The 13,998-nt window shown below is 65.9% G+C and carries 15 protein-coding genes; 9 read left to right on the forward strand and 6 right to left on the reverse strand.

The window, feature by feature from the left end; translation table 11 throughout:
- Positions 1 to 78 precede the first annotated feature (78 nt).
- The gene (locus FIU89_RS02460; RefSeq protein WP_254701772.1) at positions 79 to 876 is read left to right on the forward strand and encodes a protein-disulfide reductase DsbD domain-containing protein; all 798 of its coding nucleotides are present in this window, start codon (positions 79 to 81) and stop codon (positions 874 to 876) included.
- On the opposite strand, the gene FIU89_RS02465 is transcribed toward FIU89_RS02460, so the two are convergent.
- From FIU89_RS02465 to FIU89_RS02490, 6 genes are all read right to left on the reverse strand, one after another.
- Entirely contained in the window at positions 855 to 4,247 is a 3,393-nt protein-coding gene (locus FIU89_RS02465; RefSeq protein ID WP_152491146.1) for an efflux RND transporter permease subunit, read from the reverse strand. The two genes, FIU89_RS02460 and FIU89_RS02465, sit on opposite strands and share 22 nt — an antisense overlap.
- 3 nt (positions 4,248 to 4,250) lie before the next feature.
- Entirely contained in the window at positions 4,251 to 5,705 is a 1,455-nt protein-coding gene (locus FIU89_RS02470) for an efflux RND transporter periplasmic adaptor subunit (RefSeq protein ID WP_152491147.1), read from the reverse strand.
- 96 nt (positions 5,706 to 5,801) lie between these two features.
- On the reverse strand, positions 5,802 to 6,344 hold the full coding sequence (moaB, locus tag FIU89_RS02475) for a molybdenum cofactor biosynthesis protein B (RefSeq protein ID WP_152491148.1): 543 nt from the start codon (positions 6,342 to 6,344) through the stop codon (positions 5,802 to 5,804).
- 7 nt (positions 6,345 to 6,351) lie between these two features.
- Positions 6,352 to 6,972, reverse strand: coding sequence for a LysE family translocator (locus FIU89_RS02480; RefSeq protein ID WP_152491149.1), 621 nt, complete (start codon positions 6,970 to 6,972; stop codon positions 6,352 to 6,354).
- The gene (locus tag FIU89_RS02485) at positions 6,972 to 7,565 is read right to left on the reverse strand and encodes a metallophosphoesterase family protein (RefSeq protein ID WP_152491150.1); all 594 of its coding nucleotides are present in this window, start codon (positions 7,563 to 7,565) and stop codon (positions 6,972 to 6,974) included. Before FIU89_RS02485 ends, FIU89_RS02480 begins: the two co-directional genes overlap by 1 nt.
- Positions 7,562 to 8,344, reverse strand: coding sequence for a uracil-DNA glycosylase family protein (locus tag FIU89_RS02490; protein WP_152491151.1), 783 nt, complete (start codon positions 8,342 to 8,344; stop codon positions 7,562 to 7,564). Before FIU89_RS02490 ends, FIU89_RS02485 begins: the two co-directional genes overlap by 4 nt.
- Before the next feature lie 177 nt (positions 8,345 to 8,521).
- On the opposite strand from FIU89_RS02490, the gene FIU89_RS02495 reads away from it, so the two are divergent.
- From FIU89_RS02495 to FIU89_RS02530, 8 genes are all read left to right on the forward strand, one after another.
- Entirely contained in the window at positions 8,522 to 9,472 is a 951-nt protein-coding gene (locus tag FIU89_RS02495) for an aspartate carbamoyltransferase catalytic subunit (protein ID WP_152491152.1), read from the forward strand.
- On the forward strand, positions 9,469 to 10,026 hold the full coding sequence (locus FIU89_RS02500; protein ID WP_152491153.1) for a hypothetical protein: 558 nt from the start codon (positions 9,469 to 9,471) through the stop codon (positions 10,024 to 10,026). The genes FIU89_RS02495 and FIU89_RS02500 overlap by 4 nt, the downstream gene beginning before the upstream one ends.
- Positions 10,023 to 10,472: a hypothetical protein gene (locus tag FIU89_RS02505; RefSeq protein WP_368372983.1), complete on the forward strand. Its 450-nt coding sequence runs from the start codon at positions 10,023 to 10,025 to the stop codon at positions 10,470 to 10,472. Before FIU89_RS02500 ends, FIU89_RS02505 begins: the two co-directional genes overlap by 4 nt.
- Entirely contained in the window at positions 10,469 to 10,999 is a 531-nt protein-coding gene (locus FIU89_RS02510; RefSeq protein ID WP_152491154.1) for an aspartate carbamoyltransferase catalytic subunit, read from the forward strand. Before FIU89_RS02505 ends, FIU89_RS02510 begins: the two co-directional genes overlap by 4 nt.
- Positions 10,996 to 12,279, forward strand: coding sequence for a dihydroorotase (gene pyrC / locus FIU89_RS02515; protein WP_152491155.1), 1,284 nt, complete (start codon positions 10,996 to 10,998; stop codon positions 12,277 to 12,279). The genes FIU89_RS02510 and pyrC overlap by 4 nt, the downstream gene beginning before the upstream one ends.
- Entirely contained in the window at positions 12,272 to 12,877 is a 606-nt protein-coding gene (plsY, locus tag FIU89_RS02520; RefSeq protein ID WP_152491156.1) for a glycerol-3-phosphate 1-O-acyltransferase PlsY, read from the forward strand. The genes pyrC and plsY overlap by 8 nt, the downstream gene beginning before the upstream one ends.
- A gap of 124 nt (positions 12,878 to 13,001) precedes the next feature.
- On the forward strand, positions 13,002 to 13,535 hold the full coding sequence (locus FIU89_RS02525) for a GbsR/MarR family transcriptional regulator (RefSeq protein ID WP_152491157.1): 534 nt from the start codon (positions 13,002 to 13,004) through the stop codon (positions 13,533 to 13,535).
- A 24-nt stretch (positions 13,536 to 13,559) separates the two neighbouring features.
- Entirely contained in the window at positions 13,560 to 13,985 is a 426-nt protein-coding gene (locus FIU89_RS02530) for a hypothetical protein (RefSeq protein WP_152491158.1), read from the forward strand.
- The last annotated feature ends 13 nt before the right edge of the window (positions 13,986 to 13,998 follow it).

Raw genomic sequence — 13,998 nt, forward strand, 5'->3', positions numbered from 1 at the left:
GAGTGGCGGGATTTCTCGCTTCAATGTGAATTGGCAAAGCCGGTGAAACCCGCCATGAGAGGCGTCATGCGAAAGATCATGACCCTATTGAAAGCTGCTCTTCTGGCCATGTGCGCCGGATCCGTTTCGGCCCAGGATACCGCGGACATGGTGCGGGTCGAGGTGCTGCCGGGATGGCGGGCGGCGGATGGCAGCCACTACGCGGGCCTGCGGCTGGACCTTGCGCCGGGATGGAAAACCTATTGGCGCAGTCCGGGCGAGGCCGGGGTGCCGCCGCTTTTCAACTGGCAGGGGTCGCGCAACCTGTCAGGCGTCGACGTGATCTGGCCCGCGCCCAAGCCGGTGCCGCAATTCGGGTTCATGACGATCGGCTATGACCATGACGTGGTGGTGCCGCTGCGCATTCGCCCCAAGGCGGGCGGGCGCGACGTGCGTCTTGAGGGTCAGTTGGAGATCGGGGTGTGCAAGGACATCTGCGTGCCGATCAGCGTGAACGTGGCGCAGGTGTTGCCAGGTGCCGCGAAAAAGCCGGATCCGGCCATCGTGGCAGCCCTGACCGAGCGGCCCTATGGCGCCGAGGAGGCCGGCGTTCGAAGCGTGGCCTGCCGGCTGTCGCCCGTCGAGGGGGGCGTCGAGTTGATCGCGACGATCCGGATGCCGAAACTGGGCGTGTCGGAATACGCGGTGGTCGAGGCGGGTGATCCGAGGCTTTGGGTCTCTGCGCCCGAAACGACCCGCCAGGGGGAAACATTGGTAACGCGTGCAGTTCTGAGCCATGTCGACGGGCGGTCGTTTGCAGTCGACCGCCGGAGCCTGCGGTTTACGGTGCTGAGCCGGGGCAGCGCGGTGGATATTCAGGGCTGCTCGGCGGGCTGACGGCGCAGGGCGTGGCGGATCGCGACCACCGCATAGAGCAGCAGAACGATCAACAGGCTTCCAACGGCGAAGAGCAGCAGCGCCGTAGGCATCGGCGCGGCGAGGGCCAGTCCGGAGAGCGGCCCTGGCAGGCTGCCGGTGACCGCCGCTGCGCCTAGCGTGCCGGCGAAGAGTGCCGCGATGGCCAGTCCGCCCGCCAGCATGACACCGCGCAATTCCCCGGGTTTGGAGCGCAGGGCGCGGCGCAGGGAGGCGGTCTGGCGCGCGACGTCGGACTGGATGGCGATGATCGCGGGCACCAGCAGCAGGACGAGGACCATGCCGAAGGCGAGGCCGTAGACCAGCGTGATGACCGTGGGCTTGATGAACTGCGCTTGGGTCGATTGCTCGAAGAGAAGCGGGGCGAGGCCCAACACCGTGGTGAGCGTGGTCAGCATGACGGGGCGCAGGCGGTCGACGGCGCCTTCGATGATCGCGGGCACGATGCCGCGCTCCTTGGCGTAGTCGTCGATGGTGGTCACCAGCACGATCGAGTCGTTGATGATGATTCCGGTCATGCCCAGAAGCCCCACCACGGTGAACATCGAAAGGGGCACCTCCCAGAAGGCATGACCGTAGATCGTGCCGACAAGGCCGAAGGGGATTATGGACATCACCACGATGGGCCGCGTCCAACTGGCGAAGACCCAGGCGAGGACGAGGTAGATGCCGGTCAGCGTCAGGATCAGTCCCAGCCGCGCGTCGTTCAGAAACTCGTTTTCCTGCTCGGCAAGTCCGCCCAGTTGCCACTCGACCTGGTGAACGCTGGCGATGCGGGGGAGGATCTCGGTTTCCAGCGCGGTGCTGATTTCGGCGGCGCGGGCGGGGTCGTCCTCGGAGATATCGCCGGTGACGTTGATGTGACGGATGCCGTTTTCGCGCCTGATGGTGGAAAAGCCCACGCGCTCGGTCGCGCTGACGATATCGGCCAGCGGCAGGTAGGCCCCGGTGGGTGCGCGGACCTGCATCCGTTCGAGGAAGTCGGCGGTGAGTTCGGACTCGGGCACCTCGACGCGGATCTCGGCGCTGCGGGCGCTGTCGGGATAGGTCGCGGCCTCGATCCCGTTCAGGCGGTGGCGCAGGACGGTGCCGAGATCGTCGATGGTAAAGCCGAGCGCCTGGCCCTGCGGCGTAAGTTCGAGGATCAGTTCCTGCTTGTCATAGGCCAGATTGTCCTCGACCGCCGACACCTCGGGGTAGTCGAGCAGGGCGGACTTGAGCGCCTCGGAGGCGTCCTTGAGCGTCTCGGCGCTGGCGCCGTAGAATTCCACGTCGAGCGCGTCGCCGCCGGGACCCGAGCGCCAGCCGCGAAAGCTGAGTTCCTCGGTCAGGGGGTGACGGGGGACGGCATCCTGCAACTCGGCCACGAAGGCGAAGGAGGAATAGGGGCGCAGGTCGGGGTCGATCAGTTCGATGGATATGCCGCCCAGTTGGTCGGGTTCCTTGGTGTCGGCCCCGGCGAGGCCGCCGCCGGAATTGCCGCCGATCTGGGCGATGGCGAACTTGATGGGGTTGGCGCCGTAGCGTTCTTCGTAATCGGCGCCGAGGTCTTCGACAGCGGTCTGGATCTGGTGCATCATTGCAATCGTGTCGTCGCGCGTGGCGCCGGGGGCCATGGAGAAGTTGCCGGTCACGCTGCCGCGCTCGGGGGCGTTGAAAAAGCGCCATTGCACGTCGCCCCTGATGAAGAGCGCGGCCTGCGCGGCCAGGAGCACGACAATGCCGGCAAGCACGGGGTAACGGGCGCGGATGACCAGCGCCATGAAGGGCCGGAAGGCGCGTTCGCGCAGCCAGACGAAGCCACGGTTCACGGTCCGGGAGGGCCAGTCGTACCAGCGTTCCTTGCCCGCATGGGTCAGCGCATGGGACATGTGGTGTGGTAAAATCAGAAAGCATTCCACCAGCGAGGCCATCAGCACGACAATCACGGTGAAGGGGATGTCGATGATGAGGTCCCCGAAGCGCCCGCCGATGGCCACCAGCCCGAAGAAGGCAATGAGCGTGGTGAGGGTGGCGGAAAAGACCGGCAGGGCCATGCGTTGCGCCGCGCGTTCGGCGGCCTGCACGGGGTTTTCGCGGTACTTGCGCACCCGCGCGTCGGCGTGTTCGCCCACGACGATGGCGTCGTCCACCACGATGCCCAGCGTGATGATGAGCGCGAAAAGCGAGATCATGTTGATGGTCAGCCCTGCGGCGTACATCAGCGCGATGGCCGCCAGCATCGCCACGGGAATGCCCGCCGCCACCCAGAAGGCGGTGCGTGCATTCAAGAACAGGAACAGCAGCGAGACCACCAGCAGTAGGCCGGTCAGCCCGTTGTCCAAGAGCATGTCGAGACGGCCCGAGATGGCGTCGGAGCGGGTGTTGATGAGCGTGAGTTCCGTGCCTTCGGGCAGGGTGGCTTCCATACGGGCGGCGATTTCCTCGACCTGAGCCTGGATGGCGAGGGCGTCGCCGTTGGCGGAGCGGTCGACCCGGATCTGAAGGGCTGGGTTGTCGCCGACGAAGTACTGGCGTTCGCGGTCGATGCCTTCGACGCGCACGTCGGCCACGTCGCCGATGGTAAGCTTGGAGCCGTCGGGATTGGAACGCAGGATCAGCGCCTCGATTTGGTCGGTGGCGCGTTTCTCGGTGCCGATGCGGACGCGGGTGGCGCCGCCGGTGACGTCGCCCGCCGGGTCGGTGTCGGCCTCGGCGGCGATCACGGCGGCGATCTCGGCCATGGTGATGTCGTAGGCGATGAGGTTGGTGGTAGGCACCTCGACGATAGTGTGCGGGGCGGCGACACCCTGAAGCGTGGTGCGGGTGACGCCGGCATCGTAGAGCCGCGTCACCAGCTCGTCGGCGAACTGCCCCAGCTGCGGCGTGGCGACGGGGCCGGTGAGGACGATATCGGTGACGCGGTCGCGCCACGCGCCGCGGGTGACGCGGGGTTCCTCGGCCTCTTCGGGCAGGTCGGTGATGCTGTCGACGGCAGCCGACACATCGTCGGCGGCACGGCCCATGTCCCAGCCCGGCTCGAACTCGAGCTGGATGCTGGCGGTGTTCTCGCGCGAGGTGGCTTGCGAGGTTTCCACGCCCTCGACGGCCAGCAGCGCGGGTTCCAGCACCTGCACGATGCCGGCGTCGATATCCTCGGCGCTGGCGCCGTCCCAGAGGACCGAAACGCTGACCTCGTCGATAATGACGTCCGGGAAGAATTGGGCCTGCATCCGGGGGGCGGCAGCAAGGCCAAGGACCACGAGCACCACGAGCAGCAGGTTCGCCGCCGTGGGGTGGCGAGTGAAATAGGACAGGATGCCGCCGGCGCGGTCTGGCAGGTCACGGACCATGGGTTAACTGCCCATGCGGCGTTCGAGCCGTTCGACAGTCTGCGCCGGAACCTGTGGTTGCTCCAGCTGGCCCAAGAGCCGGGTCTTCATGGCGGCGGGAATGTCGGGGCTGTCCTCGACGAAGCGGCGCAGGCGGGCGCGGCGGTCTTCGGAAAGTTCGAGCATCTGGGCAGTGTCGTCGGCCTGGGGCGCGTTGCCCAGGGGGCGGACCTTGAGGCCGGGGCCGAGAAGCGGGCTGCGCTCGGTCACGATTTCCAGGCCGTCGAGGCCGTCGCCTGAGACGAGGATGTCGTTGCTCTGGCGGCGGACCAGCGTGACGGGGACGGCGCGCAGGCGGTCCTCGGCCGTCAGCGCCAGCACGGTGCCGTCCGAGCCGAGCGCGGTGGCGGGCAGGCGGACGACGTTGTCGAGCGGTGGTTCCTCGATCAGGACCGTGACGAAGTCGCGGGGTTTGAGACCCTGGGGGTCGTCGATGCGGGCATAGACGAGACGCCCGGTCTGGCCTTCCTCGACGCCGGCGCTGTCGCGGGTGATTCGACCGGTAGTTTCCATTTCCAAACCGAATACATCGAGACGGATGCGCACGGGGGCAAGGATCAACTCGCCGTTTTCATCCAGCAGGCGGCGGTGCTGGGCGGTGGAGACGCGGAAAGCCACATCAAGCGCGGTGGTGTCGATGAGATCTGCCAGTTTTTCGTTGGCGGAGACCAGGCGCCCTTCGACCACGCTGACGCCTTGCAGCGTGCCGGTGAAGGGGGCGGTGATCGTGGTCTCGTCTAGGGCCTTTTGCGCCTCGGCCAGCGCGATGCGGCTGCGCGAGAGGCGGGTCTGGGCCTGGTCGACGCGGGCCTCGGCGGTGGCTTCGGCCTGGCGGCGGGTCAGAACGGCCTGTTCTGCGCTGGCGGCGTCGAGTTCTGCGAGTTCGACGGCGGCGGCGGTGCCGACGCCGCGTTCCTCGAGGTCAAGCTGGCGGTCGAGGGCGCGCTTGCGCAGCTCGGCCTGCGATTGCGCCGCGGCAAGCTCGTCACGGGCGAGGTTAAGGCCCCGCTCGGCCTCGCGCACCTCGGCCTCGGCATCCGTCAGGTCGGCGCGGGCCAGATCTAGGGCGAATTGCGCGTCCGACGGGTCGATCCGGGCCAGCACCTGACCGTCGCGGACGCGGCCGCCATCCTCGAAAAGCGCGGTCAGTTCAGTGACGCGCCCGGGGGTGTCGGAGCGGATTTCCAACGTGCGGCGGCTTTCGACCTCGCCATAGGCGGTCAGGACGGGTGTTTGCGTACCCGGCGCTGCGGTGACCGTGTTGACGGCGAAGACGCGCTCGCGCCGCTCGGGCGCTTCGGTTTCGGCGTTCATGCGTTCCTGCACGGCGGAGAACACGATCTGACCGGCATAGGCGAACAGGCCCACTGTCAGGGACAGCAGGAACAGTCCGGTCAGGCTGTGGCGCAGGAACCGCATTCAGATCAACCTTTTAAGCCACTTGGCGCGGGGCAGTCATACCATAAAGGTAGAGGCTCGCGGCAAGGTTTCATGGGGCTGATACGCGGCCAAAGATCACTTCCGTCGCAAATGTTCGTCCAGGCGCGGCATTATTTCGACAAAATTGCAGGGGCTGTGGCGGTAGTCGAATTGGTAGGACAGGATTTCGTCCCATGCGTCCTTGCAGGCACCGGGGCTGCCGGGCAGGGCGAAAAGGTAGGTGCCGTTCGCCACGCCCCCCGTGGCGCGGGACTGCACGGCGGAGGTGCCGATCTTTTTCATCGACACGATGGTGAAGACCGTGCCGAACGCGTCGATTTCCTTTTCATAGACGTCCCTGTGCGCCTCGACCGTGACGTCGCGGCCCGTCAGGCCGGTGCCGCCGGTGGAGAGGACCACGTCGATCTCGGGGTTGGCGATCCATTCGCGCAGCTGCTCGGTGATCTGGTCGCGCTCGTCGCGCACGACCATGCGGTCAGCAAGGATGTGGCCAGCGGCCTCGATCCGTTCGACCAGCACGGCGCCGGAGCGATCCTGGCTGAGGTCGCGGCTGTCGGAGACGGTCAGGACGGCGATGCGGACCGGGATGAACTCCCTGGTGTCGTCGATGCGGCTCATGGTCGGGTCAGCTCCTTTCGATCAGGGCAAGGCGCAGGGCGAGGCCGGCGAAGATGGTGGCGCAGACATAGCCGATGCCTCGGGCAAAGCCAGGCGAGCGGGCCATGCGGCGGCCAAGGCCGCCGGCGAAGATGCCGACGGCGGCGTTAACGATGAAGCCGCCCGCAGCGATGACCGCGCCGAGGAGCAGGAACTGGGCCAGCACGCTGCCGCGGGCGGGGTCGATGAATTGCGGCAGGAAGGCGAGCACGAAAAAGATCACCTTGGGGTTCGTCAGGTTCACGACCATCCCGTCGCGAAAGGCGCGGGCAGGTTTGACGGGCGGCGTGTCGCCGGCTTGGGGCGGGTGGCGCAGGGCCTGCCACGCCAGCCAGAGCAGGTAGGCGATGCCGGCCCAGCGGATCAGGTCGAAGAGCCAGGGCAGGGTGGCGACGGCGGCCCCGAGGCCAAGGCCCGCAAGGGTGACGTGCACCAGGCCGCCCAGCACTATCCCTGCACTTGCGGCGACGGCGGGGCGCGGGCCGCCGCGCAGGCCCTGGCCGAGGCAGAACATCATGTCCGCGCCGGGTGTGAGGTTCAGCGCCACGGCGGCGGGAACGAAGGCCAGCAGGGTGAGCGTGTCGATCATCAGAGATCGAACCAGTTGGGCCGGGGGCCGAGATTGACCACCTGCGTGGCGCCGATGCGCCCGGTCACGCCCCAGCTGTCGTGGATATGGCCGCAGAGGGCCAGTTTGGGCTGAATGCGCTCGATCGCGTCGCGGATGGCGGTGGAGCCCACGGACATGTCGAGCGAGGTGAGGTCGGCCACGCCCTTGGGCGGGGAATGCAGGACGAGGATATCGGCGGTCTTGCATGGCGCGAGCAGCGCCGCGGCTTCTTCGTTGGACAGATCGCAGGACCAGTCGCCGAAGGGCGTGACGGGCACGCCGTAGCCGAGGCCGAAGAGGGAAAGGCCGCCCTGGGTGGTTCCGGTGCCGTGCAGCACGGTCATGTTGGGCAGGGCCGCCGAGGTCAGTTCGTCTAAGCTCTCGGCATTGCCGGGTACCGCGACGATGGGAGCGACAATGCCGGACAGCATCTCCATCGCCTCGTCCAACCCGGCGCGGTGGTTGCAAAAGTCGCCCGCGCCGATCACCAGGTCGGCCTCGGCGCTGGAGGCCACGATTTCGGTGGCGCGGGCGCGTGCGAGGTGCAGATCGGAAAAGGCGAGGATCTTCATGTCTGTCCTTCGAGGCGGGCCTGAAGGTCGAGCAGGTCGGCCCAGGCGGCGCGTTTCTCATGGGGTTTGCGCAAGAGGTAGGCGGGATGAAACATCGGCAGGGCTGGCTTGCCGAAGGCTTGGGTCCACTGGCCGCGCAGACGGGTGATGCCGCGTTTGCCAAGTGCCGCCTGGCAGCTGATATTGCCCATGAGCACGATCACTTCGGGGTCGACCAGTTGCACGTGGCGTTCGACGAAAGGCAGCATCATCGCGATTTCCTGCGGGTTGGGATCGCGGTTCTGCGGCGGGCGCCAGGGCAGAATGTTGGTGATGTAGGCGCCGGTGGCGGCATCGTCGTTCTGTCGCGACAGGCCGATGGCGGCCAGCATCTTGTCCAGGAGTTGCCCGGCCCGGCCGACGAAGGGTTTGCCCTGCTGGTCCTCGTCGCGGCCCGGGGCCTCGCCGATGATCATCAGGCGGGCGGAAGGGTGGCCGTCTGAGAAGACGAGGTTGCGCGCGCCGCGCTTCAGATCGCAATGCTCGAACGCGGCGAGGGCGGATTTTAGCGCATCGAGAGAGCCTGCCTCGGCCGCGGCGAACCCGGCCTCGGCGGCGGTGTCGAGCTCGGGTGCCTTGGCGGGAATCTGGGGCGCCGTGTCGGGATGATTGATCGGTGTCATCCGCTCGGGCGCCTCGTAGCGGTTTACGGGCGCGTCGCCGATCGCCTCGGTCGCGCCGAGGTCGATCTGCCAGTCGAGCAGGGCAAGGGCGGTGTGCGAATCCAAGGGGGCGGTCATGGGGCGAAAGATAGCGGCTGTGGCGGGAAGGGGGAAGGTGGGTTGCTTGTCGGGCCGGATGGCCTGCCTCGCGGCGGGGGTGCGGCGAAAGGCAGGTGGGGTGGAACCCCACCCTACGCTTGCCCCACGCGCCGGGCTTTCCTATAAGCGCGCAGGTATTGGCGACGGAGCGGTGGCATGGCTTTTCAACACGCGCATCTTCTGGGGATCGAACCCCTGGCGCCGTCGGATATCTCTTCCCTGCTTGACTTGTCGGACCAGTACGTGGACCTCAATCGCCGCGACCAGAAGCATGCCGATGCGCTGGCGGGTCTGACGCAGATCAACATGTTCTTTGAAAACTCGACCCGGACGCAGGCCAGTTTCGAGCTGGCGGGCAAGCGGCTGGGGGCGGATGTGATGAACATGGCGATGCAGGCGTCCTCGATCAAGAAGGGCGAGACGCTGATCGATACGGCGATGACGCTGAACGCGATGCATCCCGATCTGCTGGTGGTGCGGCATCCGCAATCGGGGGCGGTGGAACTGTTGGCGCAGAAAGTGAATTGCGCCGTTCTGAATGCGGGTGACGGGCGGCACGAGCATCCCACCCAGGCGCTCTTGGACGCGCTGACAATCCGGCGGGCGAAAGGCCGGCTGCATCGGTTGAGCATCGCTATCTGCGGGGATATCGCGCACAGCCGTGTGGCGCGGTCAAATATCATCCTTCTGGGCAAGATGGAGAACCGAGTGCGGCTGGTGGGGCCGCCCACGCTGATGCCGGCGGGAATTGCCGAATTCGGTGTCGAGGTGTTCGAGGACATGCGCGAAGGGCTGAAGGATGTGGACGTGGTGATGATGCTGCGCCTGCAACGGGAGCGGATGGATGGCGGCTTCATCCCCAGTGAGCGGGAATATTACCATCGCTACGGTTTGGATGCCGAGAAGCTGGGCCATGCCAAGGCGGATGCCATTGTCATGCATCCCGGCCCGATGAACCGGGGCGTGGAGATCGACGGCGAGATCGCCGATGATATCAATCGCAGCGTGATCCAGGAACAGGTCGAGATGGGCGTAGCCGTGCGGATGGCCGCGATGGACCTGCTGGCGCGAAACCTGCGGGCAAGGCCCAAGGAGGTGATGGCATGAGCGACCGGATCGAAATACGCGAAAGCGAGAGCGGCGTGGTGCGCGTTTTCGACGTGGACCTGACCCGCGCGGAGGCCGAAGCGTTCAACCGGCGCAATGGCAGCTGGCCCCTGAAGGACGCGCTGGGAGCAGAGAGCCTGGATCCGCATTACGTCGACATGATGCAAATCGAGGATCTGGAAGGGTATGGCCTGAGCCAGTACCTGGAACAGGGGATGGGCGTGTCCTCGCACGATCTGGAAGATGCGCATGTGCTGATGGACGGCCTGAAAGGCACGGTGCTGGTCATCGGGTCGGGGGCGTTCGACGGTCGGGCGCAGATCCTGACCCCGCGCGCGCCGCTGCGGCTGGTGGCGACGTTCAACGAGGAAAAGGCGCCCGTTCAGTTCGACCCGCTTCCGAGCGCGGGCGCGCAGGTGGCGCCCGCGACGGAGGAGCCTGACGCGCCGGAGCCGAAGAAGAAGTCGGACGCAGCCATGTCGGGCCGGGTGGCGATGATCGCGCTGATGGTCCTGTTCGTGCTGACGGCCGTCGTGGTGTGGGTAGCCTCTTGAGCGACGCTGTGTCCGTCATGGTGCCGCAGGCGGAACTGGAGCCCGGAGAGCGGGTTGTCGATAGCTTTCACGCCGCCCGAACAACCTATTGGCGCGATCATGCATGGATGGCAGCGGGCGCCATGGCACTGGGCATGGTGGTTCTGTGGGCCATCGGCAACCCGCATGTCTGGACAGGTGCCGTGGGCGGGTTGGCCGCGATTGCGGTGCGGGCCGGATACCTGGCCTCGGACGAGGTGAAAGCCCGCTGGGACTTGACCGACCGGCGTTTGCTGGGGCCGCTCGGAAAGCAGGCCTGGCTGCGGGAGATCGCGCAGCTTCGCGTTCTCGGATCGGCGGTGCAGATCGTGACGACCGAGGGCGACAAGCACCTGATCAAGTACCTGGCGGACCGGGACGCCGTGAAAACCCGGATCGATGCGGCGGTTGCGGGAGCAATGGCATGACGGCGGACGTCGATGAATGGGACGGTATTCTGAACCCCGGTGAGAAGGTCCTGTGGCAGGGGCGGCCCGATCCGGGTGTCACCATCGCACCGGCCAGTATTGTCACGTTGATTTTCGGTCTGTTCTTCGCGGGGTTCGCGCTGTTGTGGATGATCCTTGCCGCGACTGCCGGCGGGGCGTTCTGGATGTTCGGGCTGATCCATTTCTCGGTCGGCCTGGGCATTGCGTTCGGCGGTATCTTCTGGGAGCCGTGGAAGCGGCGACATACCTGGTACACGCTGACCGATAGCAGGGCCTTCATCGCGCGGGACCTGCCGTTTCTGGGTCGGAGCTTGAAGAGCTATCCGATCACGGGCCAGACCCGGCTGGAACTGCGGGATGGCACACCGGGATCGGTCATGTTCGATCACGAGATGCGCCGTCGCAAGAATGGTCACTACCGCGTCGATATCGGCTTCGAGCGGATCGCGGAGGCCGGGGAGGTGATGCGACTGATGCGACAGGTGCAGGAAAGGGAGAGTGCATGACGACGGTGGTGTTCGAGAACGCCCGGCTGGTCGACCCGGAGGCGGGAGAGGTCACCGAAGGCTGGCTGCTTGTCGACAAGGGCCGGGTCGAGGCTCGCGGCAGCGGTGACGCGCCCGCAGCCGGCCAAAGAGTGGACTGCAGGGCCAAGTACCTGGCGCCGGGCATAGTGGACCTGGGCGTCAAGGTGTGCGAGCCCGGCGAACGCCACAAGGAAAGCTATCGCAGCGCCGGGGCCGCCGCAGCGGCGGGGGGCGTGACGACGATGATCACCCGGCCCGACACGGCTCCTGCGATCGACAGCCCCGAGACGCTGGAATTCGTCGCCCGTCGCGCCAACGAGGCGGCGCCCGTGAACGTGTTGCCGATGGCGGCTCTGACCAAGGGTCGCGAAGGACGCGAGATGACCGAGATCGGGTTCCTGATGGATGCCGGGGCCGTGGCCTTTACCGATTGCGATCACGTGGTGGCCGACAACAAGGTGCTGAGCCGGGCGCTGACCTATGCCAGCAGCCTGGGGGCGCTGGTCGTGGGGCATGTGCAGGATCCGGTGCTGAGCGCGGGCGCGGCGGCGACATCCGGCAAGTTCGCGTCGTTGCGCGGTCTGCCGGGCGTGGGCACGATGGCCGAACGCATGGGGTTGGAGCGGGACATGGCGCTGGTCGAGGCGACGGGCGCGCGGTATCACATCGACCAGGTGACCAGCGCCGTAAGCCTGCCGGTGCTGGAGCGGGCCCGCGCGGCGGGGCTGGACGTGACGGCAGGGACGTCGATCCACCACCTGACGCTGAATGAACTGGACGTCGCCGACTATCGCACCTTCTTCAAGGTCAAGCCGCCGCTGCGGTCCGAGGACGACCGCCGTGCGATGGTCGAGGCGGTCCGCGACGGCACCGTCGACATCATCAGTTCCATGCACACCCCGCAGGACGAGGAATCCAAGCGCCTACCCTTCGAGGAAGCCGCCAGCGGAGCCGTGGCTCTGGAAACCCTGCTGACGGCGGCGCTGAGGCTTTACCATGCTGGAGACCTGGACCTGCCGACACTGTTCCGGGCGCTGGCGCTGAATCCTGCGAAGCGCCTAGGTCTCGACGCCGGGCGGCTGGCCGAGGGGGCGCCCGCCGACCTCGTTCTCTTCGATCCGGACCTGCCCTATGTGCTGGACCGCTGGAGGCTGCGATCGAAATCGAAAAATACGCCGTTTGACGGGCAGCGCTTGCAAGGTAAGGTTCTTGCAACCTATGTTGCCGGACACGCGGTTTTCGAGAACGTAAATGCCTGATATCCAATCCAGTCTAGCGGTTCTCGCCCTGTGGGCGGCGGTGGGCTACCTGCTGGGGTCCATCCCGTTTGGAATGATCGTGGCCCGTGTCTTGGGGCTTGGCAATCTGCGCAACATCGGCTCGGGCAATATCGGCGCCACGAATGTCTTGCGTACGGGGAACAAGCTGGGCGCGTTGATCACCTTGTTGCTGGACGGGGGCAAGGGGGCCGCGGCTGTCCTGCTGGCGAGGGCCCTGGCGGGCGAAGACGCGGCGCAACTGGCCGGGCTGGCGGCGTTCACCGGGCATTGTTATCCGATCTGGCTGTCGTTCCGGGGCGGCAAGGGGGTGGCGACGTTCCTTGGCATCTTCCTGGGGCTGGCCTGGCCCGTGGGGATCGCATGTTGCTTGACCTGGCTGGTCGCGGCAGTGGGGATGCGCATTTCGAGCATGGCCGCGATCTACATGGCGGCGTTGTCGACGGTCTGGATGGTTTTCCTGGGATACCGCGATTTGTTCGTGCTTGGAATTGTATTGACCCTTTTCATCTTTTTGCGCCACGCGGCGAACATTCGCCGCCTGCGAGACGGCACGGAGCCGAAGATCGGCCAGAAGTGACGCCAGGGGCACCCGCAGGCTTGTCACGAGATTCCGAACTTCAGGACATTTGCCGCGAGAAATGATTTGACTTTACGCTCCCTTCTGATATTTCTGTTATTACAGAAATTACAGGATTCACGAGATGCAACTTTCGCCCGCCACTCAGAACTTCATTCTGCATTGGGGTGAAATGGGCGCCAAGTGGGGCGTCAATCGCTCGGTCGCGCAGATTCATGCGTTGCTGCACGTGATGCCGGATCCGATGACCGCCGAAGACATCAGCGAAACATTGAACCTTGCACGGTCGAACGTTTCGAACGGGCTGAAAGAGTTGCAGGCCTGGAAACTGGTAAAGGTCAGCCGCCAGTTGGGGGATCGGCGCGACCATTTTACATCCGTGCGTGACATGTTCGACTTGGTGAATGTGGTGATCGAGGGGCGGCGGGAGCGTGAGTACGCGCCGACGCTTGCCGCTTTGAAGGCGGTGGCGGAAGAGGCCGAAACCGACGGCACGCCCAAGAAAGTGCGCGGACGCATCCGCGAGACGCTGGAGACTATGCAGCTGTTCGACGACTGGTACCGAGACGTGGCGCGCCTGCCGCGGGCCGTGCAGCTGAGCGCGGTGAAACTGGGGGCGCGGGTGGCGAAGTTCCTGCCGAAAGGCAAATCCGGGTAAAAAATTTGAGAGGAGATTTCACTGATGACAGAAATAACTGCAATTATAAAAATACGTGAAACCTACGTGATCGATCCGGTGGCGTTCTTTTTCGCGCTGGTGGCCGCACCGCTGGCCGTCGCCGCCGGAGGTTTCTGGGCCTTGGGCATCCCGATCTTCGCGGTTGTGTTCGGCGGGCCCATTTACCTGGCGATCGGGGTGCCGGTGCTGCTGTGGTATCTCGGGCGCAGGCCGCCCGAACCGTGGCGCATCGCCGGGCTGGCCCTTGCCAGCTACGGCGTGCCGGCGGCTGCCTTCATGCTGTACCAATTGGTGACCGCCGGCGAGCGCGCGGTTCAGGAGTTCTCTCTTTTCGCTGGATTCGGCCTGATCTTTGCCCCGCTCTGGGGCGGCGTGTTCGGCATGTTCTACCGCAATTTTCGGCGCGATATCTATGCACGCCCCATCTGAAGGAGACGAGACA

Origin of the sequence: Roseovarius sp. THAF27, assembly GCF_009363655.1 — a bacterium.
Lineage (GTDB): Bacteria > Pseudomonadota > Alphaproteobacteria > Rhodobacterales > Rhodobacteraceae > Roseovarius.